Source organism: Pseudomonas sp. HS6 (genome assembly GCF_023375815.1).
In the GTDB taxonomy this organism is placed as follows: Bacteria; Pseudomonadota; Gammaproteobacteria; order Pseudomonadales; family Pseudomonadaceae; genus Aquipseudomonas.
The window spans coordinates 3,597,140-3,618,383 of the sequence record NZ_CP067412.1 but is presented as its reverse complement, the minus strand read 5'-3'; the positions used below and the strand labels follow the sequence as shown (position 1 = coordinate 3,618,383).

The 21,244-nt window shown below is 60.7% G+C and carries 11 protein-coding genes; 6 read left to right on the top strand and 5 right to left on the bottom strand.

Going from position 1 to position 21,244, the window contains the following annotated elements; genetic code table 11:
• Positions 1–48: 48 nt before the first annotated feature.
• The 3 genes from mscK to JJN09_RS16265 all read right to left on the bottom strand — a co-directional run bounded on the left by mscK (position 49) and on the right by JJN09_RS16265 (position 7,154).
• Complete coding sequence (gene mscK / locus JJN09_RS16275) at positions 49–3,402, bottom strand: mechanosensitive channel MscK (RefSeq protein WP_249482638.1); 3,354 nt, start codon at positions 3,400–3,402, stop codon at positions 49–51.
• A 34-nt stretch (positions 3,403–3,436) separates the two neighbouring features.
• A complete protein-coding gene (locus JJN09_RS16270; RefSeq protein ID WP_249482637.1) occupies positions 3,437–5,179 on the bottom strand; it encodes a potassium/proton antiporter in 1,743 nt (580 codons plus the stop codon).
• 349 nt (positions 5,180–5,528) lie between these two features.
• Positions 5,529–7,154, bottom strand: a complete 1,626-nt coding sequence (locus JJN09_RS16265) for a methyl-accepting chemotaxis protein (RefSeq protein WP_249482636.1) — start codon at positions 7,152–7,154, stop codon at positions 5,529–5,531.
• 277 nt (positions 7,155–7,431) lie between these two features.
• On the opposite strand from JJN09_RS16265, the gene JJN09_RS16260 reads away from it, so the two are divergent.
• The 3 genes from JJN09_RS16260 (at position 7,432) to JJN09_RS16250 (ending at position 9,999) form a co-directional block, all read left to right on the top strand.
• Complete coding sequence (locus JJN09_RS16260) at positions 7,432–7,662, top strand: hypothetical protein (protein ID WP_249482635.1); 231 nt, start codon at positions 7,432–7,434, stop codon at positions 7,660–7,662.
• A complete protein-coding gene (locus JJN09_RS16255; RefSeq protein ID WP_096819884.1) occupies positions 7,659–7,961 on the top strand; it encodes a cell division protein ZapA in 303 nt (100 codons plus the stop codon). The genes JJN09_RS16260 and JJN09_RS16255 overlap by 4 nt, the downstream gene beginning before the upstream one ends.
• Positions 7,962–8,061: 100 nt before the next feature.
• Positions 8,062–9,999 carry a methyl-accepting chemotaxis protein gene (locus JJN09_RS16250; protein WP_249482634.1) on the top strand — a complete coding sequence of 646 codons (1,938 nt, stop codon included), beginning with the start codon at positions 8,062–8,064 and terminating at the stop codon, positions 9,997–9,999.
• Positions 10,000–10,215: 216 nt separating this feature from the next.
• Here JJN09_RS16250 and JJN09_RS16245 read toward each other — a convergent pair whose 3' ends face one another.
• Together JJN09_RS16245 and putA are read right to left on the bottom strand one after the other, a co-directional pair.
• Positions 10,216–12,018, bottom strand: a complete 1,803-nt coding sequence (locus JJN09_RS16245; RefSeq protein WP_249482633.1) for an acyl-CoA dehydrogenase — start codon at positions 12,016–12,018, stop codon at positions 10,216–10,218.
• A gap of 144 nt (positions 12,019–12,162) precedes the next feature.
• Positions 12,163–16,116: a trifunctional transcriptional regulator/proline dehydrogenase/L-glutamate gamma-semialdehyde dehydrogenase gene (gene putA / locus JJN09_RS16240; protein WP_192559596.1), complete on the bottom strand. Its 3,954-nt coding sequence runs from the start codon at positions 16,114–16,116 to the stop codon at positions 12,163–12,165.
• A gap of 459 nt (positions 16,117–16,575) precedes the next feature.
• Here putA and putP point away from each other — a divergent pair, with 459 nt between their 5' ends.
• The 3 genes from putP (at position 16,576) to JJN09_RS16225 (ending at position 21,124) form a co-directional block, all read left to right on the top strand.
• Positions 16,576–18,060, top strand: coding sequence for a sodium/proline symporter PutP (gene putP / locus JJN09_RS16235; protein WP_249482632.1), 1,485 nt, complete (start codon positions 16,576–16,578; stop codon positions 18,058–18,060).
• 351 nt (positions 18,061–18,411) lie between these two features.
• Positions 18,412–20,427 carry a type VI secretion system tip protein VgrG gene (locus JJN09_RS16230; protein WP_249482631.1) on the top strand — a complete coding sequence of 672 codons (2,016 nt, stop codon included), beginning with the start codon at positions 18,412–18,414 and terminating at the stop codon, positions 20,425–20,427.
• Positions 20,417–21,124 carry a DUF4123 domain-containing protein gene (locus JJN09_RS16225; RefSeq protein WP_249482630.1) on the top strand — a complete coding sequence of 236 codons (708 nt, stop codon included), beginning with the start codon at positions 20,417–20,419 and terminating at the stop codon, positions 21,122–21,124. The genes JJN09_RS16230 and JJN09_RS16225 overlap by 11 nt, the downstream gene beginning before the upstream one ends.
• The last annotated feature ends 120 nt before the right edge of the window (positions 21,125–21,244 follow it).

The window sequence follows — 21,244 nt, the reverse complement described above, 5'->3', positions numbered from 1 at the left end:
GGGCCGGCTCCAGCAGAATGTCCGAGCATTCTGCTGGGATTAGCCGGGTTAGTCGAGTTTGGCGGGTGGCGGCTCTTGCAGCGGTTTTTGCTCGCCGCTGATCGGGACGATGGTTTTACTGTCGTCTTCGATCGGCACCAGTTTGTACTCCTGACCGTGAAGGTTCTTCAGGTAAACCTCCATCTGCCGGAACGAGATGTTGATGTGCTGCTTCTTGAACTCGCGGTTGATGAAGCGGTTGACCTCGTCGATGACCGGGTTGCGGTCACCGAGGTCGCGCACGTGCATGCGCAGTTCGTGGTCGAGGGTGCTTTCGCCGAAGTTGAGGAAGTACACATGCGGCTCGGGTTCTTTGAGCACGCGCGGGTTTTCCCGGGCGGCCTTGAGCAGCAGCTCCTTGACCAGATCCAGATCCGAACCGTAATCCACACCGAGTTTCAGCGTCACCCGGGTAATCGTGTCGGTCAGCGACCAGTTGATCAGTTGCCCGGTGATGAACGTCTTGTTCGGGACAATGATGTCCTTGCGGTCGAAGTCGGTGATGGTCGTGGCACGGATGCGGATCTTGCTCACCGTGCCCGACAGGTTGCCGATGGTGATGGTGTCGCCGATACGCACCGGGCGTTCGAACAGGATCATGATGCCGGAGATGAAGTTCGCGAAGATCTCCTGCATACCGAAACCGAGGCCGACCGAGAGCGCCGCTACCAACCATTGCAACTTGTCCCAGCTCACGCCGAGGGTCGACAGGGTCGAGACGAAACCGACCCCGGCGATCACGTACGACAGCAGCGTCGTGGTCGCGTAGGCACTGCCTTGGGCCAGATTGAGTTTCGACAGCACGAACACTTCAAGCAGGCCCGGCAAGTTGCGTGCGAGTGCAAAGGTGATGCCGATGATGATCAGCGCGCCCAGCATGTCGCCGATGCTGATCGGCACCATGCTCATGTTGGCGCCGGTGCCGCTGGTGTATTCGTAGAGGGTAATGTTGTCGAGGTACGAGAACACCGTGATCAGGTCGGCCCAGACCCAGTACAGCGCGGCGATGAAACCACCGAGCAGCGCCAGACGAATCAGGCGCAGGGACTGCTCGTTGACCTTTTCGATGTCCAGGGTTGGCTCTTCGATCACCGCTTCGCCGTCGCCGGCTTCCTTCGCTGCCTGACGTTTGGCCAGGGCGCGCTGGTAGGCCAGACGCCGTGCCGCGACCGCCAGACCACGGACGAAGGTCGCTTCAATCACCAGCCAGAACATCAGCAGGTACAGCGTGTTGATCAAGCGGTCGCTGAGTTTCAGTGCGGTGTAGTAGTAGCCGAAGCACACCGCGACGAACAGGGCGATGGGCAGAAGGGTGAACATCACACCCACGGCCTTGCGGAACAGCGAGGCGTTTTCGTGGGCCGGGCTGCTGATCAGCAGGCGGCTGAGCAGCCACGCCATCAGGGCGTAGCAGGTCAGTACCACCGGCATGCCCAGCACGTCATCGGCCAGCGCCGCCGGTTGCAGTTCGGCGACCGCCACCACGGCCACCAGAGCCATCACCACCAGACCGAGGCGACGCACCCAGCCCTGAAGGAATTCGACCTGCGGTTTCTCCCAGCGGAAGTGCAATTCGGCCACGCCGCCCGGCGCGAGTATCCGGTAAGCGGTGTAGAACACCAGCCACGCCTGGCCCATTTGCAACAGGGCCGCACCCATGTTGGCGTTCTGTCCTCGGGCGTCGATCTGTAGCGCCAGCCCGCACAGCGCCAGGCCCAGCGCCACTGGCATCGCCAGCAGAATGTTGATCAGGATCGCCTGCGGTGTATGCCACTGACTGTCGCGCTTGAAGTGGCCGATGTCCTGGTGGACTTTGTTCAGTCGCGAATACAGCTGTTTGCGACGCCACAGCAGCGTGCCGATCAACAGCGCCAGCGGCAGGAACAGTAGCGGACGTTGGGTCAGGCCGTCGGTCAGTTCGCTCAGGCTCGACGCCAGCGGCAAGGTGTCGATCTGACGTTTCAGGCGCTCCGGCACGCCGCGAATCCATTCGGTGTCCAGCGGCTTGTTGCTGGGAATCCAGAACATCTGCTCGTCAAGGGTCGCGCGCAAGCTTTGCGCGGTGCTCAGCAATTGCTTCTGGTTCAGTTGCAGGGTGATCGACTCATTGAGCATCGCGCTCAGTTCTCGATTCAAACGCTCGAGAAGGTCGGCGCGGGTGTTGGCCAGTTCCAGCAGGCTCTTGCGAAGTTGCGGTGTGACCTGCTCCGGCGGCTGGGTGGACAACAGGTTGTCGACGTAAGCGGTCGGATTGCTCAGCAGCTCGCGTTGCTGGCTGACTTCGAATTGATACAGGCGGATGTCAGCGATCTGATCCGCCAGGTCGCGGTCGACCTTGAGTCGCGGCAATGCCTGTTTCTGTTTATAGAGAATCTTCGACAACAACAGGCTGCCTTTGAGCACGTTGATCTGCTCGTCGAGGGCTGAGTCACTCTGGGTCACGCTGTCCAGTTGCTGTTTGGTCTGGAGGTTCTGCTGGGTGACTTCGTTGAGACGGTCGGTGCTTTTGAGCAAATAGTCGGAAAGTTTGAGGTTGGCCGCGCTTTCAGTGGCGAGCAGGGTGCTGCCGCCGGATTTCTGCGCCTCGATCGACTGCTGCGTCACGGTTTCCTGAGACAGGGCCAGACGCTTCTGGTTGATCAGGGTTTGCAGTTCCTGGATCTCGTGGTCCAGGCGGTCGGACTTTTCCGAGAGAAGGTCATGCTGGCTGTTGCCCAGGTCCTGCAACTGGTTATTGCCGGCCAATTCCTGACGGCGCAACGGGATCAGCGCATTGAGCGCAGCCAGTTCGGCGTTGAGCAGGTCACGTTGCTCGGCGCTCAGGGTCTTGCCGCTGTCCTTGCCGGTCTTGAGGATGTTGTTGATCTGCTGGATGCGCGTCTGGCTGCTGGCGATTTCTGCCTGGGCGCGCTCCGGGCGAGTCTGCGCAGTAATGATCAGGCTGTTGGCGTCGGCCAAGGCTTTTTGCAGATCGCTTTGCTGGGTCGAGCGCTCGGTGAGGATCTGTTCCAGCTGCTGGATGTTCTCTTTGGTGAAGCGCTGCGCCACTGGCACCACGGCGGTGGCTTTGAGTCGCGTCAGTTCACGCGCGTTCTCAATGGTCTGCTTCGGCGCGGTGGCCAACTGCTGCTTGAGGTCGCTCAGCTTCTGCTCGTAGTCACGCCGGTTGTTGAGTTGGTTCAGCGTGTTTTGCAGGAGCGTTTGCAGGGCCTTCTTGTCGGCCTCGGGCAGTTTGCTGTCGGTGAGCTTGTCCAGGTTGGCCTGCACGGCGTCGCTGGACGGCGGTTCTGCGGCTTGCAACTGGCCGACAGTAAGACTCAGGCCCAGCAGGGCCGCGAGGAAAAAGGAGCGCAGGGTAGGCATAGAGACCGGTCAAGCAAGTGAGAGTGGAGGCAGTTTAGAGGAAGAGCCCGGGGCCCGGGCGACTTCCTTCGGGGAATCTGACGCCCACTTTGCCGATCTTGTTCCCGTCCATGACCGCAACTGTCCAGTGGGTGTTGTTCCATTCCACCTGGTCGCCAACGATCGGTGCTCCGCCGACTTTCTGGGCAATGAAGTGGCCCAGGGTCATGTCCGGATCGATGCCTTCGGCCGGTAGGCCGTAAAGGGCTGCAACCGCTTTGAGCTGGGCGTCTCCTTCGAGTACGAAGTCGCCGAAGAAGCGTAGATCGAGGCCCCGTTGTGGCGCCTGGCTGAACAGTTTTCCGAGGGCCGGCAGGTTGTGTTCATGGCCGATAACACACAGCAAATCATCGACTTCCAGCACCGTACTACCCGACGGATGGAGCAGTTGCTGACCGCGAAACAGGGCCGCGATACGTGTGCCTTCCGGCATTTTCAGCTCGCGCAGGGGCGAACCGATGCACCATTTCTCCGCACCGAGCTTGTAAACGAACAGCTCCCACTCGCTGGTGACATGGACTTCGAGCGCCGCGCGGGAGATCGGCGCGGGCTCTGGCGGCACGGTCACCTTGAGCAGTCTGGCCACCCACGGCAGGCTCGTGCCCTGCACCAGCAGCGACACCAGCACGATGAAGAACGCGAGGTTGAAGTACAGCTGCGCATTCGGCAGCCCGGCCATCAACGGGAACACTGCGAGAATGATCGGTACCGCGCCGCGCAGGCCGACCCATGAAATGAACGCTTTTTCGCGACCGTGGAAGGCCTTGAACGGCAGCAACCCGACCACTACGGACAGCGGCCGTGCGAACAGAATCATCCACAGCGCCAGACCCAGAGCAGGTACGGCGATCGGCAGCAAATCGTGCGGGGTGACCAGCAGCCCCAGCACCAGGAACATGCCGATCTGTGCCAGCCACGCCATGCCGTCGAGCATGTGCAGGATGCCGTGACGGCTGCGCACAGGGCGGTTGCCAATCACCAGACCGCACAGGTAAACGGCGAGGAAGCCGCTGCCGTGCAGGGCGTTGGTCAGGGCAAACACCACCAGACCGCCGGCGATCACCAGGATCGGATAGAGGCCGGTGGCGAGGTTGATCCGGTTGACCAGTTGCAGCATCAGCCAGCCGCCGCCGAGACCGATCACGCCACCGATGCCGAACTCGCGGATCAGATGGGTCAGCAGGCTCCAGTGCAGGCCGGTCTGGCCGCTGGCGAGCATGTCGATCAGGGTCACGGTGAGAAACACCGCCATCGGGTCGTTGCTGCCGGATTCGATTTCCAGGCTGGCGGTCACCCGTTCGTTCAGGCCTTTACCGCCGAGCAGCGAAAACACCGCTGCGGCGTCCGTCGAACCGACGATGGCGCCGATCAGCAGGCCTTGAATCAGATTCAGGTCGAACAGCCACGCGGCGGCCATGCCGGTGAGACCGGTTGTTATGAGGACGCCGACCGTGGCCAGCGACAAGGCCGGCCACAAGGCTACGCGGAAACTGGACACCCGGGTTCGCAAGCCGCCGTCGAGCAGGATCACCGCCAGTGCGAGGTTGCCGACCAGATAGGCCGTCGGGTAGTTATCGAAAATGATGCCGCCGCCATCGACCCCGGCAGTCATGCCGACTGCGAGGATGATCACCAGAATCGGGATGCCGAGACGCGACGAAAGGGAACTGACAAGAATGCTCGCACCTACCAGCAACGCGCCGATCAAGAACAGGCTGTTGATGGTCGTCGCATTCAAAGGCAGTACTCCAGAAGCGGAAAGACGGGCACAAACTGACCATGCAGTCTGCGTGCCAGCGATTCTAACCTGTTGAAATGTGATGCTGTCAAAAAGGTTTTTCAGCGGGTTATTCGGGATTTGGGTTCGGCTTGCGATTGTCCCCCTCACCCTAGCCCTCTCCCGGAGGGAGAGGGGACTGACCGAGTGGCTCTCTCGGATTGCATCGACCTGAAATTCCGAGCCGAACTCAAGATCTTGAAAAGCCCTCCGATCTGCTCCCTTCCCCCTCGCCCCCCTGGGGGAGAGGGTTGGGCGGGCGGCGTTCCGATGAGGGGGTGGCTTTTGATCTTGACCTTGATCTAAAAAATCAAAGGCTGAACCGCCCAACCATATTGTTCAGATCCAGCGCCAGGCGCGACAGCTCATTACTTGCCGCACTGGTCTGATTCGCGCCGGTCGCCGATTGCACCGACAGATCGCGAATGTTCACCAGATTACGATCCACTTCCCGCGCCACCTGCGCCTGCTCTTCGGCGGCGCTGGCGATCACTAGGTTGCGTTCGTTGATTTCAACGATGGCCGTGTTGATGGTGTCCAGCGACATACCAGCGCCACGGGCGATGTTCAGGGTCGATTCGGCACGCTCGGTGCTGTTGCGCATCGAATCCACGGCGTGTTCGGTGCCGCTCTGGATGCTGCCGATCATGCGCTCGATTTCGCTGGTCGACTGCTGGGTACGGTGCGCCAGGGCACGGACTTCGTCGGCCACCACGGCAAAACCACGACCGGCTTCACCGGCGCGGGCCGCTTCGATGGCGGCGTTCAGCGCCAGCAGGTTGGTCTGATCGGCCAGCCCGCGAATCACATCCAGCACCTTGCCGATGTCACGGGATTCGTTGGCCAGATCACCGATCAGGGTCGCGGTGCTCTGCACGTCGGCGCTCATGCGTTCGATGGCGCTGACGGTTTCCTGTACCAGATCGCGGCCGTCACCGGCGGAGGTGGTGGCGTTCTTGGAGGCTTCCGAAGTGCTGACCGCGTTGCGTGCGACTTCTTCAACCGCGCTGGTCATCTCGTTGACCGCCGTGGCGGCCTGCTCGATTTCGTTGTTTTGCTGGGTCAGGCCACGGGCGCTTTCGTCGGTGACGCTGTTCAGCTCTTCCGCAGCGGAAGCCAGCTGCGTTGCCGAGCCGGAAATCCGTTGCAGGGTGTCGCGCAGCTTCGACTGCATCTTTGCCATGGCCGCCAGCAGGCGACCGGCTTCGTCGGTGCCGTCAACGTGGATCGGCTGGGTCAGGTTGCCTTCGGCGATGGTTTCCGCCGCATCCAGCGCTTTCGAGATTGGCTTGGTGATGCTCAGGGTCAGCAGCCAGGCGAACAGGAAGGTCAGGCCGGTGGCGATCACCAGCAGCGTCACCACCAGACTGAAGGCCGAAGAAAACTGCTCGGCGGCTTGCTGGTTGGTGTTGCTGATCTGCTCGCCGTTGATTTGCATCAGACGGTTGAGCACGGTGTTCATCGCTTCGGAGTTGTCGAGCAACTGGGTGTTCAACAGGTTGCGCAACTCATCCACCTGATTGTTGCGCGACAGGGTTTTCATCCGGTCTTCAATCTGGCGGTACTGACCCAGCAACTGCACGTACTGATCGTAAGCCGCACGCTCCTGCGGGGTGCCGATCAACGGCTCGTAATCGGTCTGGGCCTTGCGGATCTGCTGGTTGCGCATCTCCAGCAGTTCGACGGTTTTCTGCTGGACGTCCGGCTCGCGGTTCACCAGCAAACGGTACGACAGCACCCGCAGACGCAGGGTCAGTTGAGTGAACTCGTCGAGGTTCTTGATGCTCGGCACGCTGGTGGTGGTGATGTTTTCGGCGGCGCCGCGAATCTTGCTCATCTGGTTCAGGGCGAACACGCCGAGAATCAGCATCAGGCCGCCGATCAGGGCGAAACCGGTGAACGCCCGGGGGGCGATATTCATATTGCGAAGGGACATGGGGCGGATACCAGGAAGGGCCGCATCCATGCGGGCTGAGACTGCTGTTGGATGACTTATCGGTCATACGACTAAAGTCTTGAGCCGGTGCGCGTATTTGTCGCACGAAGGGCCGGGCGACGAAGTGCAGGAACCAGATCGGCAGATCACAGTCTCTAACACTCGCAGGAATGGTCGACTGCCAGGAAAATCAAGGCTTTGCGCCGGTTTAACCCTGGCATCCACGACGACTTTTCTTTATCGTACGCGCCCTTTGAAAAAGCCCTGGAAGATCAAAATGTTGGAAGCATCCCTCAGCCAATTGGAACAGCTCGTCAGCGACCTGGTGCAACAGAACCAGACCCTTTTGGAAACTAACCAGACCCTGTCCACGGAACTGGCCCAGGCCAAGGATGAAAACGAAAGCCTGCAACTGAGCCTGATGGAACAGGAAGAAAAGCACGGCGCCACCGCTGCGCGCATCCAGGCCCTGGTTGATCGCGTCAACGCAGGTCCTGTCAGCGCATGAACCACGGCACAGCAGGGGTAAAAGTCGTCTCCATCATGGGGGAGGACTATTCGATCAAGGCACCGGCCGGGGAAGAACAGACCCTGCTGGACGCCGCATTGATGCTCAAGGCCGCACTGGCCGACACCAAACGCAAATACCCGACGCTGATCGGTGACCGCCTGCTGGTGCTGGCGGCGATGAATCTGTGCTCGCAGCAGATTGAAATGAAGAAGCAGCACCAGCAGGAACTCGAGCGTTACCAAGAGCAAGTCAGCGCCACGGTCGAGACCATCGCCAAGACCATCAATCAGGGTTGATGGGGTTGCGCACAACCAAGGAATAAGATTGTCGATTGCGTTGTATACAATCGGCACGGCTGTTGCAGTGTTTCAGCCTCTTATTCTTTGGGGGTGCTCCATGCAGTTCTGGCGTCGCAGTATTCAATGGCAGCTGATCCTCGGCATGGGCACCGCCCTGCTGGTCAGCATCCTGATCGTGGTTGGCATTTATACCCTGGTGGTCAACCGCCTCGCCCAGAGCTATCTGGTCGAACAGGCCCTGCCGTCGAGCATCGAAGCGACGCGCAACGACATCGAGCGAATTCTCGTTCAACCCCTTACCGCCGCCAAAGACATCGCCAGCAATACGATAGTCCGCGACTGGCTGGCCACTGGTGAAGACTCCGCCAAAACGGCGGGCTTCGCGCAGTATCTGGAAGGCATCCGCGCCGAACACAATGCGTTCACCGCGCTGATCATCGGCACCGAATCCAATCACTACATCACCGAAAAAGGCCTGGATCGCACCCTCAGCCGATCCAAACCGGCCGATGCCTGGTTCTACTCTTTCCTCGACAGCAATCAGCCCCGCACCCTGAACATCGACAACGACGGGGCCACCGGAGAGCTGGCGCTGTTCATCGATTTGAAGGTGGAGCAGGCCGGCAAAGTGGTCGGCGTAGCGGGTCTTGGATTGAGCATGAAAGAGCTGTCGGAGCTGATCCACAACTTCAGCTTCGGTGAGCGCGGGAAGGTCTATCTCGTGCGTTCCGATGGCCTTATCCAGGTCCATCCCGAGGCACAGTTCAGCGGCAAGCGCACCTTGAGCGAGCAGATCGGCGGCTCAGCAGCACAAGCGGTCATGGGCCATAAAGTGGCGGCCAATAGCAGCTTCCAGCGCGACGGCGAAGACTTCCTCGCCTTCAGCCTGCCTTTGCGTGACCTCGGCTGGACCCTGGTGGCCGAAGTGCCACAGTCGCAGATCTACGCCGAAGCCCGCCGGGCGATGTGGATGAGCAGCGGCATCGGTCTGGCGGTGGCGCTGGTTTGCCTGGCGCTGGTGATCTGGCTGGCCCAAGGATTGGTGCGACCGATTCGTCAGGTAACAGCTGCGCTGGTAGCAATCGGTAGCGGTGGTGGAGATTTGACCCATCGGTTAGATTCCAGCCGCGCCGACGAGCTGGGCGACCTCGCTCGGGGCTTCAACCGTTTCCTCGACAGCCAGCGCGGGATGATCGCCGAGGTGTTGACCACCAGTGAACGTCTGCGTGTCGCGGTCGGCCAGGTGGCCCGGGTTGTGGATAACACCGCCGAGCGCTCAGGCCGCCAGCAGGAGATGACCGACATGGTCGCCACCGCCGTCCACGAAATGGGCCTGACCGTGCAGGAAATCGCCCAGAACGCCGGCAATGCTGCGGTCGCTTCGCAAACTGCTCGCGATGAGGCGATGCAGGCGCGGGAAGTGGTCGGCGGCTCGATTCGCCATATAGAAAGCATGTCCGATGAAATTGGCGTCGCGGCGGGGGCGGTGGGTGAGTTGGCGCATCAGGTGGCGTCGATCGATCAAGTGTTGGCGGTGATTCGCGGTGTTTCCGAGCAGACCAATCTGCTGGCGCTGAATGCGGCGATTGAAGCGGCGCGGGCCGGGGACATGGGGCGTGGTTTTGCGGTGGTGGCCGATGAAGTGCGGACACTGGCGCGGCGGACTCAGGCTTCAACCGACGAGATCCAGCACATGATCGGCAGCCTCAAGCAAGGTGCGGAGAATGCCGTGTCTTCAATGCGTACCGGACAGGCTGCGACCGGCACCGGGGTTGAATCGAGTCAGCGTACTGGAGCGTCGCTGACCGCGATTACCGGGCAGGTCGAGCGCATCAGCGACATGAACCATCAGGTGGCGACGGCGACTGAGGAGCAGTCGGCGGTGACTGAGGAGATCAACCGAAACGTGCAGGGGATTTCCGATCTTGCGCGGGCGACGGCGGGGGAGGTTCGGGCTTGTCGTGAGGATTGTCAGATGTTGCAGCGGTTGGCGGATGATCTGGCGCGGCAGATGGGTGGGTTCAAGTTGAGTTGAGTGCCAAGAGCCAAAGAGCCCCTCACCCTAGCCATCTCCCGGAGGGAGAGGGGACCGACTGCGGTGTATCACGCTCTCCGTCGACCTGAAATACCTTGTCGATTATGGATTCGGCAAAGCACTTTCAGGTCGGTGTACTTCTGAAGCATCCCCCATTCGGCCCCCTCTCCCTCCGGGCGGTCCGACGTTTCGGGAGGGCTGGGGAGAGGGCTGGCTTTAGAACCACGCATCCTGCATTGCCAGACACGTATCATCCCGCGCCTCCAGCAAAGCCAACTCATGCTGACACCCCGGCACTTCCCAGGTCAGAAAATACCGCGCCGCCTGCAACTTGCCCTTATAGAAGTCGACATCCGCCGCATTCCCCTTGGCTAGGCCTTCCTCCGCCCGAATCGCCTGCTCCAGCCAACGCCAGCCAATCACCGTGTGCCCGAACACCTTCAGGTACAACGCCGAATTCGCCAGGCTGCTGTTGACCTTGCCCTGAGCCAGATCCGTCAGCAGGCCGATGGTCACGCTCTGTAGACGAGCGACCAGTTTCTCCAAAGGCTCACGCAGTGCGGTCAACGATTCGTACGCCACCGCGCGCTCGGCCGTGTCGGCAATCAGGCGAATCAGTTGCTTGAGCCCGGCGCCACCGTTCTGCGCCAGTTTGCGTCCCAGCAAATCGAGCGACTGAATGCCGTGAGTGCCTTCGTGGATCGGGTTCAGACGATTGTCGCGGTAGTACTGCTCCACCGGGTATTCGCGGGTGTAACCGTGGCCGCCGAGAATCTGGATCGCCATTTCGTTGGCCTTGAGGCAGAACTCCGATGGCCAGGATTTGACGATCGGCGTCAGCAAGTCCAATAGCTCATGCGCCTGTTTGCGCTCGGCTTCGGTTTCCAGCGTGGTGGTGTCATCGAACAGTCGCGCCGCATACAGGCCGAGATCGAACGCACCTTCGACGTAGGATTTCTGCGTCAGCAGCATGCGTCTGACGTCCGCGTGCTGAATGATCGCCACCGGCGCCGTCGTCGGGTCCTTGCTGTCCGGCACCCGGCCCTGTGGACGTTCGCGGGCGTACTCCAACGAGTACAGGTAACCGGCGTAACCGAGCATCACCGCGCCCATGCCGACGCCAATCCGCGCCTCGTTCATCATCTGGAACATGTAGCTCAAACCGTGATGCGGCTTGCCCACCAGATAGCCGACACAATCGCCGTTATCGCCGAAGTTCAGCGCGGTCGAGGTCGTTCCGCGCCAGCCCATCTTGTGGAACAACCCGGCCAGCAGCACGTCATTGCGCTTGCCGAGACTGCCGTCATCGTTGACCAGGAACTTGGGCACGATAAACAGCGAAATCCCCTTCACCCCGGCCGGCGCATCCGGCAGTTTCGCCAGCACCATGTGCACGATGTTCTCCGAGAGCGGGTGATCGCCGCCGGAAATGAAGATCTTGTTGCCCTTGAGGCGATAAGTACCGTCGGACGCAGGTTCCGCGCGGGTACGAATATCCGACAGCGACGAACCGGCATGGGGTTCGGTCAGGGCCATGGTGCCGAAGAAGCGACCGTCGATCATCGGTTGCAGGAAGCGTTGCTTCTGCTCGTCGGTGCCGAAACTTTCGATCAGGTTGGCGGCACCCATGGTCAGGAACGGGTACGAGGTCGACGCAGCGTTGGCCGACTGGAAGTGGGCGAAGCAGGCCTGGGACAGCAATGTAGGAAGTTGCATGCCGCCAGCGTCGAAACTGCGCGCGGCGTTGAGGAATCCGGCTTCGAGGAAGGCATCCACCGCCGGTTTCACTTCGGGAATCAGAATCGCCTGACCGTTCTCGTAGCGCGGCTCGTTCTCGTCGCCCTTGCGGTTGTGCGGTGCGAAGTACTTCTCGGCGATGTTGCGCGCCGTGCCGATGGCGGCATCGAAGGTTTCGCGGTTGTGCTCGGCAAACCGCTCGCGCCGGGTCAGGCCCTCGGCATCGAGGACTTCGTACAGCTCGAAAGCCAGATTGCGGGAACTGAGCAGCGTCTCGGACATGGCGGCCTACCTTTTTTTGGAATGGACCGAGTCTAGGCGTGCGAATAAAGGCTGAACAGGAAGATTGATAACGGTGATGGAGAGGCCAAAAAAATGGGCGCCGGTGAGGGCGCCCATTTTTTATGTTGCCGGCAGAGTCGCTGATTAACCGATGGTCATCAGGCTGGCGTTACCACCCGCTGCCGCAGTGTTGACGCTCAGCGCGCGCTCGATCACCAGGCGCTCCAGCGCAATGTTGGTCTCGCCCTGGGACAAGCCCTGAACCCCAACGATGGCACCGGCACGCTTGGCAATCTGCTGGCAGACCGCACGCAACTGGTCGGAATGGCCGTGATGCAGAACTGCATCAAACACCACGTCGTCCTTGTTCCAGTCGGAAACCAGTTTGATCCGCGCCTGAATCTCTTTCGGCAGGCGTGCGAACAATGCCTTGCTGGTGTCGGATTCCGGCCAGACCGCCGAACCGCCCACTGCCAGTACTGCCGCGAGTTGGGTCAGCAGGTCACCTTCGATGTCCGCCAGGCACAGCACGTGCTCGCGCGGCAGGATCGCGTAGCTGTTCTTCTCGCCGGTCGGGCCGGCCAGCACGCGGGTGATGCCGCTTTGCGACTGGGCTGCGTATTGCACGCACAGCGTGCTCAGGTCGGCGAACTTGTTGCTGTCGGCCCAGGCTTTCAGGGCAACCAGCGGTTTGCTCAGGGCATCGCGCAGACGAACGTCCGGCGCCACGGCAGCATCACCGCGAGCGAAGGATTGTTCGATGGCATCGGTAGGACGCGTCGACAGCAGGCGGTACAGGTACAGCGGGCCACCGGCCTTCGGACCGGTCCCCGACAGGCCTTCGCCACCGAACGGCTGAACACCGACCACGGCACCCACGATGTTGCGGTTGACGTAGACGTTACCGGCGTTGACGTTGTCGATCACCTTGGCGATGGTCTCGTCGATGCGGGTGTGCACGCCGAGGGTCAGGCCGTAACCGGAGGCGTTGATCTGGGCGATCAACTGGTCGATCTCTTTACGCTTGTAGCGCACCACGTGCAGCACCGGGCCGAAGATCTCGCGTTGCAGCTCGTCGAAGCTTTCCAGTTCGATCAGGGTCGGCATGACGAAGGTGCCGCGTTTGACTTCCTCGGCATCGGCGATGGCCACCTGGTACACGTTGCGACCTTTGTCGCGCATGCCCTGGATGTGTTTCTCGATGCCGGCCTTGGCTTCGGCGTCGATCACCGGGCCGATGTCCACGGACAGGCGCTCCGGGTTGCCGAGACGGCTTTCAGCCATCGCACCTTTAAGCATTTCGATGACGCGATCAGCGGAATCTTCCTGCAGGCACAGGACGCGCAGAGCCGAGCAACGCTGACCGGCGCTGTCGAAGGCCGACGACACAACGTCGATTACCACTTGTTCGGTCAGTGCCGAAGAGTCGACGATCATCGCGTTCTGGCCACCAGTTTCGGCGATCAGCGGGATTGGACGGCCCTGGTTGTCGAGACGACCGGCAATGTTGCGTTGCAGCAGACGCGCGACTTCGGTGGAGCCGGTGAACATCACGCCCTTGACACGCTCATCGCCCACCAGACCAGCGCCGACGGTTTCACCGCGACCCGGCAGCAGTTGCAGCACGCCTTCCGGGATCCCGGCCTCGAGCAGCAGGCGTACGGCTTGTGCAGCCACCAGCGGAGTTTGTTCGGCCGGTTTGGCCAGGACCGGGTTACCGGCGGCCAGTGCGGCGGCGACTTGACCGCTGAAGATCGCCAGCGGGAAGTTCCACGGGCTGATGCAGACCACTGGGCCCAATGGGCGGTGGGCGTCATTGCTGAAATCGTTGCGAGCCTGCACCGCGTAATAACGCAGGAAGTCGACGGCCTCGCGGACTTCGGCGATGGCGTTGGCGAAGGTCTTGCCGGCCTCGCGAGCCAACAGGCCCATCAGCGGCTGAATCTCGCCTTCCATCAAGTCGGCGGCGCGTTCCAGAATCGCGGCGCGTTCGGCCGGCGGGGTGGCCTGCCAAATTGGCGCGGCGTTCAGGGCGCATTGAATGGCGTTGTCGACGTCTTCAACGGTGGCTTCCTGCACATGGCCGACCACGTCACGCAGATCGGACGGGTTCAGGACTGGTGCCGGTGCTTCGTTGCTGGAGGCGCAACCGAGCATCGGCGCGGCTTTCCAGTGGTTGTGCGCGGTGGCCAGCAGTGCGCAGGACAGCGATGCCAGACGATGTTCGTTGGCCATGTCGATGCCGCTGGAGTTGGCGCGCTCGGAACCATAAAGGTCGCGCGGCAGCGGAATGCGCGGGTGCGGCAGGCCGAAACCACCTTCCACGGTTGCCATCTGCTCAATCTGCGCAACTGGATCGGCCACCAGTTCCTGAATTGAAATCGACTGGTCGGCGATGCGGTTGACGAACGAGGTGTTGGCGCCGTTTTCCAGCAGACGACGTACGAGGTACGCCAGCAAGGTTTCGTGAGTGCCGACCGGAGCGTACACGCGGCACGGACGGTTCAACTTGCCTTCGGAGACTTTGCCTACAACCTGCTCGTACAACGGTTCGCCCATGCCGTGCAGGCACTGGAATTCGTACTGGCCCGGGTAATAGTTCTGACCGGCAATGTGATAAATCGCCGACAGAGTGTGGGCGTTGTGCGTGGCGAACTGCGGGTAGATGACTTCCGGCACCGACAGCAGTTTGCGGGCGCAGGCGATGTAGGAAACGTCGGTGTACACCTTGCGGGTGTAGACCGGATAGCCTTCCAGGCCTTCGACCTGGGCGCGCTTGATTTCGCTGTCCCAGTACGCGCCTTTCACCAGACGGATCATCAGACGATGACGGCTGCGGCGAGCCAGGTCGATCACGTAGTCGATCACGTACGGGCAACGCTTTTGGTAGGCCTGGATCACGAAACCGATGCCGTTCCAGCCGGTCAGTTGCGGTTCGAAGCACAGGCGCTCAAGCAGATCCAGCGACAGCTCCAGGCGGTCGGCTTCTTCGGCGTCGATGTTCAGGCCGATGTCGTATTGCTTGGCCAGCAGAGTCAGCGACAGCAGGCGCGGGTACAACTCGTCCATCACGCGCTCGTACTGGGCACGGCTGTAGCGCGGGTGCAGGGCCGACAGTTTGATCGAAATGCCCGGGCCTTCATAAATCCCACGGCCGTGGGAGGCTTTGCCGATCGAGTGAATGGCTTGTTCGTACGAGGCCAGGTACTTCTGGGCGTCGTGTTCGGTCAGCGCCGCTTCACCGAGCATGTCGTAGGAATAACGGAAACCCTTGGCTTCGAACTTGCTCGCATTGGCCAGTGCTTCGGCGATGGTTTCGCCGGTCACGAACTGCTCGCCCATCAGGCGCATGGCCATGTCGACGCCCTTGCGGATCATCGGCTCGCCGCTCTTGCCGATGATGCGGCTCAAGGACGAAGTCAGGCCGGCTTCGTTGTGGGTGGAGACCAGTTTGCCGGTCAGCAGCAGGCCCCAGGTCGCCGCGTTGACGAACAGCGACGGGCTGTTGCCCAGGTGTGGTTGCCAGTTACCGGTGCTGATCTTGTCGCGGATCAGCGCATCGCGAGTGCCTTTGTCCGGGATACGCAGCAGCGCTTCGGCCAGGCACATCAGTGCTACGCCTTCCTGGGACGACAGGGAAAATTCCTGCAACAAACCCTGAACAATGCCTGCACGACCGCCGGCACTCTTCTGGTTACGCAGTTTTTCAGCAATGGAGGCTGCGAGTTTGTTGGTGGCTTCGGCCATTGGCGCCGGCAGGCGAGCTTGCTCGATCAGCATTGGCACCACTTCCGGCTCGGGGCGACGGTAAGCGGCGGTGATCGAGGCGCGCAGTACCGATTGCGGCAGGATGCTTTCGGCGAATTCGAGGAAACATTGGTGGGCGTGATCGGTGTGGACTTCGCCCGCCTCATCGGCGTCCTTGGCGGTCAAACCGTTCAGCTCGGTCAGGGTTGCACCACCCTCGAGTTTTTCCAGGTAATTGAAAATTGCCTGCTTGATCAGCCAGTGCGGCGTGCGATCAATCGAGGTTGCGGCAGCCTTCAGGCGCTCGCGGGTCGGGTCGTCAAGTTTGACCCCAAGGGTGGTGGTAGCCATATTTTTATCCTCATAGGTGCCGCAGTTGCGCGACAACAGCTGGCGGCAAGATTAGCCGTGAGCTGAAAGAGGTGCAACCGGGTGCAACCCTTTTTTTGTCGGAATATTCGGCAGCTTGTCAGGAATAAATTTCAGCTTCGCGAAGATTGCTCTAGATGGGTGCTTTCAAGGTAGATGGCTGGGTGTCACTGCGCCGGAACGGTGCAAAATCGGCGGTTTGTAGTCGAAAAATCCACGTAGGTGCAACTAATTCTCAAGAAACTGGTTGCACCTGTTTTGCTTTGTTGCATAGGATTCGCGCCCAAGGTGCAACCGGGATAACCCGGTGTGCCGGCCAATGGCTTTCCTGGGGAAACATTGGTCATAAATGCGCGGCCGTGCGAATCGTCTGTCAGACGTCAGTCTGCAATCGGTGCAACCGCCGCCGCTACATAAAAACAAAGCCAGGGCACGTACGTAATGAGCGCAAGCAATCCAACCCTGATCACGTTCGTGATCTACATCGCAGCAATGGTGCTGATCGGCTTCATGGCCTATCGCTCCACCAACAACCTTTCCGACTACATTCTGGGCGGCCGCAGCCTGGGCAGCGTGGTGACCGCACTGTCTGCCGGCGCTTCCGATATGAGCGGCTGGTTGCTGATGGGCCTGCCGGGCGCCATCTACATGTCCGGTCTGTCCGAAAGCTGGATCGCCATCGGCCTGATCGTCGGTGCTTACCTGAACTGGCTGTTCGTCGCCGGCCGTCTGCGTGTTCAAACCGAGCACAACGGCGATGCGCTGACCCTGCCGGACTACTTTTCCAGCCGTTTCGAAGACAAAAGCGGCCTGCTGCGGATCATTTCGGCGGTGGTGATTCTGGTGTTCTTCACCATCTACTGCGCTTCCGGCATCGTTGCCGGTGCCCGTCTGTTCGAAAGCACTTTCGGCATGTCCTACGAGACTGCACTGTGGGCCGGCGCTGCGGCGACGATTGCCTACACCTTCGTTGGCGGTTTCCTAGCGGTGAGTTGGACCGATACGGTGCAAGCTACCCTGATGATCTTCGCGCTGATCCTGACGCCGATCATCGTGTTGCTGGCCACCGGCGGTGTCGACACCACGTTCCTGGCCATCGAAGCCAACGATCCTGGCAACTTCGACATGCTTAAAGGCACCACTTTCATCGGCATCATCTCGCTGATGGGCTGGGGCCTGGGTTACTTCGGTCAGCCGCACATCCTGGCGCGCTTCATGGCCGCTGACTCGGTGAAATCCATCGCCAACGCCCGTCGCATCTCCATGACCTGGATGATCCTGTGCCTGGGTGGCACCGTGGCCGTGGGTTTCTTCGGTATCGCTTACTTCTCGGCCAACCCGGATGTGGCAATGCCGGTGACCGAGAACCACGAGCGTGTGTTCATCGAGCTGGCGAAGATCCTCTTCAACCCGTGGATCGCCGGTATCCTGCTGTCGGCCATTCTGGCGGCAGTGATGAGCACCCTGAGCTGCCAGTTGCTGGTGTGCTCCAGCGCCCTGACCGAAGACTTCTACAAAACCTTCCTGCGTAAATCCGCCTCGCAAGTCGAGCTGGTGTGGGTCGGTCGTGCCATGGTGTTGCTGGTTGCACTGATCGCTATCGCAATGGCGGCCAACCCGGAAAACCGCGTGCTGGGTCTGGTGTCCTACGCCTGGGCCGGTTTCGGTGCAGCCTTCGGTCCGGTTGTGCTGATCTCGGTGATCTGGAAGAAAATGACTCGCGACGGCGCACTGGCCGGCATCCTGGTCGGCGCGATCACCGTGATCGTGTGGAAACACTTCGAAGTGCTGGGCCTGTACGAAATCATCCCGGGCTTTATCTTCGCCAGCCTGGCGATCTACTTCGTCAGCCTGCTGGGCCAGCCGAGCGCCGGCATGGTTCAGCGCTTTGAAGCGGCAGAGAAGGATTTCCATCTGAACAAGTGATGGGAATGAGCTGAGGCTCACAAAAGAACGGCCCGTTTCCTATAGGAAGCGGGCCGTTTTTTATTGCCTTCAATTTCTGATGAGCGCTGGAACCCCTGTGGGAGCTGGCTTGCCAGCGATGGCGATGCGTCAGTCGCCCTGAATGCTGGATGTGTCGACCTCATCGCTGGCAAGCCAGCTCCCACAGGGTTCTGCGATATTTCTGACGGATGTGTCTGTAGTTAAAAGCGTTGATTGTTGAAGGCCAAATCGAAGTTTTGAGTAGGGGAAATCTGATTTTTCAGTCACCCAACCTGCACCCCTTGTCCCTCATGCAGAATCGCCCGCCCTCCATCTGCAGAGAGACATCGGATGTTCGCGCCTGCCAATCAACCGCGTTTCACGTTGACCGTCGAAGGCGCCCAGTTTGACCTCAAAGTCCTTGAGTTCACGGGCAAGGAAGCCATCAGCCAACCCTTCCGCTTTGACCTGGAGCTGGTCAGTGAACGGCCGGACCTGGATCTGGAAAGCCTGCTGCACTGTCAGGCGTTTCTAAGTTTAGATGAAGATGGTTCCGGTATTCACGGTCAGATCTATCGGGTCGGGCAGGGGGATTCCGGCAAGCGTCTGACCCGCTATCACGTCAGTCTTGTTCCGCGCCTGGCTTATCTCGGCCATCGGATCAATCAGCGGATCTTCCAGCACCAAAGCGTGCCGCAGATCGTGACGCAGATCCTCAAGGATCACGCGATCCTGCGCGACGCCTTCGAATTTCGCCTCGGCAGCGACTACCCGCCCCGCGAATATTGCGTGCAGTACGCCGAGAGCGATCTGGCGTTCATTCAGCGGCTGTGTGCCGAAGTCGGCATTCATTTCCACTTTCAGCACAGCCCGAACGGGCATCTGTTGGTGTTCGGCGACGATCAAACGGTGTTCCCGCGTCTGGCCGAGCCGACGCTTTATCTGCCGGGCAGTGGCATGGCTGCGGCGGCACCGGCGATCAAGCGTTTCACCGTACGAGTTGAAACCCGCACCAGCGTGGTCACACGGCGTGATTACGACTTCAGCAAACCCCGGCTGGCGCTGCAAAGTCGCGCCGAAAGCGAACAGCGCCCGGTGCTGGAGGATTATCACTTTCCCGGCCAGTTCACCGAGCGCGAAACCGGCAAGCAACTGGCCCTGCGCACTCTTGAACGCCATGTCGCCGACTACCGTCAGGCCGAGGGCCGTAGCGATCAATCTGCTCTTGTCAGCGGACACTTCCTGCAACTGACCGAGCATCCCCGCCTGGACTTGAATGACCTCTGGCTGCTGACTGCCGTCGAGCACCATGGACGACAGCCGCAAGTGCTGGAGGAATCGGTCACCAGCGATGGCGATGAATTCCAGGGTTACCGTAATACCTTTCTCGCCACACCGTGGGACGTATTCTTCCGCCCTCCGATGGGCCCGGAAAAGCCACGGATGCTCGGCTACCAACCGGCCGTGGTCACCGGCCCCAAAGACAGTGAAATCCATTGCGACGAGTACGGCCGGGTCAAGGTGCAACTGGCCTGGGATCGCGACGGCGAACTCGACGAGCATTCCAGTTGCTGGCTACGGGTCGCCAGTGGTTGGGCTCATGACCGCTATGGCAGCGTGCTGATTCCACGGGTCGGCATGGAAGTGCTAGTAGGGTTCATCGATTCCGACGCCGACAAACCGCTGGTCATGGGTTGCCTGCCGAACGCGGCGACGCCGGTGCCGCTGGACCTGCCGGCCGACAAGACCCGCAGTATTTTCCGCAGCCAGAGCAGTCCGGGCGGCGGGGGCTACAACGAATTGCGCATCGAAGATCGCAAAGGCGCCGAGGAAATCTACCTGCGGGCCCAGCGAAACTGGACGCAGCATGTGTTGAATGATCAGCAGGTGCAGGTGGATAACCAGCGCAGTGTCGTCGTGACCGGTCTCGCCAAGCATGAATTGAAGGCCGATGAACAACGCATCACTCATGGCCAGCGCCAGACGGAAGTGAAGCAGGACGACCATCTCACGGTGACCGGCGACCGGCACATCCGCGTGAGCAATCAGGCAATCAACGCCAGTGCTCAATTCCACGTCAGCGCCGGCCAGCAAGTGGTGATCGACGGCGGGGCGAGCGCGACGATTCAGGCGGGCGGGCAGTGGATCAACATCGGCCCGGGTGGGATTTTCAGCAGCGTGCCGATTGTTATAGGTGGCGCGCCGATGGCGGCGATGAGCGCCGCGCCAACAGTGCCGGGGTTGCCGGAGAAACTGGTGGCGGCACCGGCAGCGATTCTGACCGCTGCGCAAATCATGAGCCTTAAAGGTGACGCGCCGTTCTGCGAAGAATGCGAGCGCTGCAAGGACGGTGTTTGTGCGGCTTGATCAATGGTTGAAGGATGAGCCGCTGAAATCGTCGGAGCAGTTGTTCGCGATTTTCAGCAGCGCCAGTCTGGTGGATCCGCTGAAAGCCTGGCCTTCGAATGCGCAGATGCCGAAACCGGTCTGGGCGGAAACGATCTATTCAGAGTGGGATGCAGTGATGCCCTACGTGGGAATCGTCGACGCGGGCAGTGAGTTTCTGGATTGGGTCGCGACCACGGAGTCTCGGGACTGGGGCTGGCTGGCAGTGTCCTCGGCGGGGCTTGAGGCGGTGGTCGAGCACGTTCGCAGTTTGACTCAGGTGCTGATGCCGGACGGGAAAGTGGTGTTCTTTCGGTTTTGGGATGGGCGGTATTTGTTGCCGATTCTTGAGTCGTCCGAGGTGGATGCCGGGCAATTGCTGCCGGTCCTGACGCGAGGATTGATCAACGGTCAGGCCGTCGAGATCGGGGGCAGGGAGCGGGTCTCGGGTCGGGAGTTTCCCTGGTGGTCGATGCCGGAAAAACTGCTGGCGCAGTTCGGCGGTGATGCCCGGGTCAATAATGCCTTGCAGTGGTTGAGCGAGGAGCAGCCGGCGTTGTTCGAGGCGTTTCCCGCTGATGTCTTGCGCTGCAAGGTTGTCAGGTTTTCTGCGGTTTCAGGGTCGGACGAATCGTCGGCTTCGGCATTGCTGGACTACTTGCGGGACGAGTCAGAGTGAAATTTCCGGGCAAAGGCTTCGGACGTTTCCTGCGAGTTGCGGCGGTTTGCGTGAACTGGTGGGCGCGGTGGTGCGGGGATAGTCTTTTGGCGGTCACCGCAAAATCGGTGACAGGGCGTG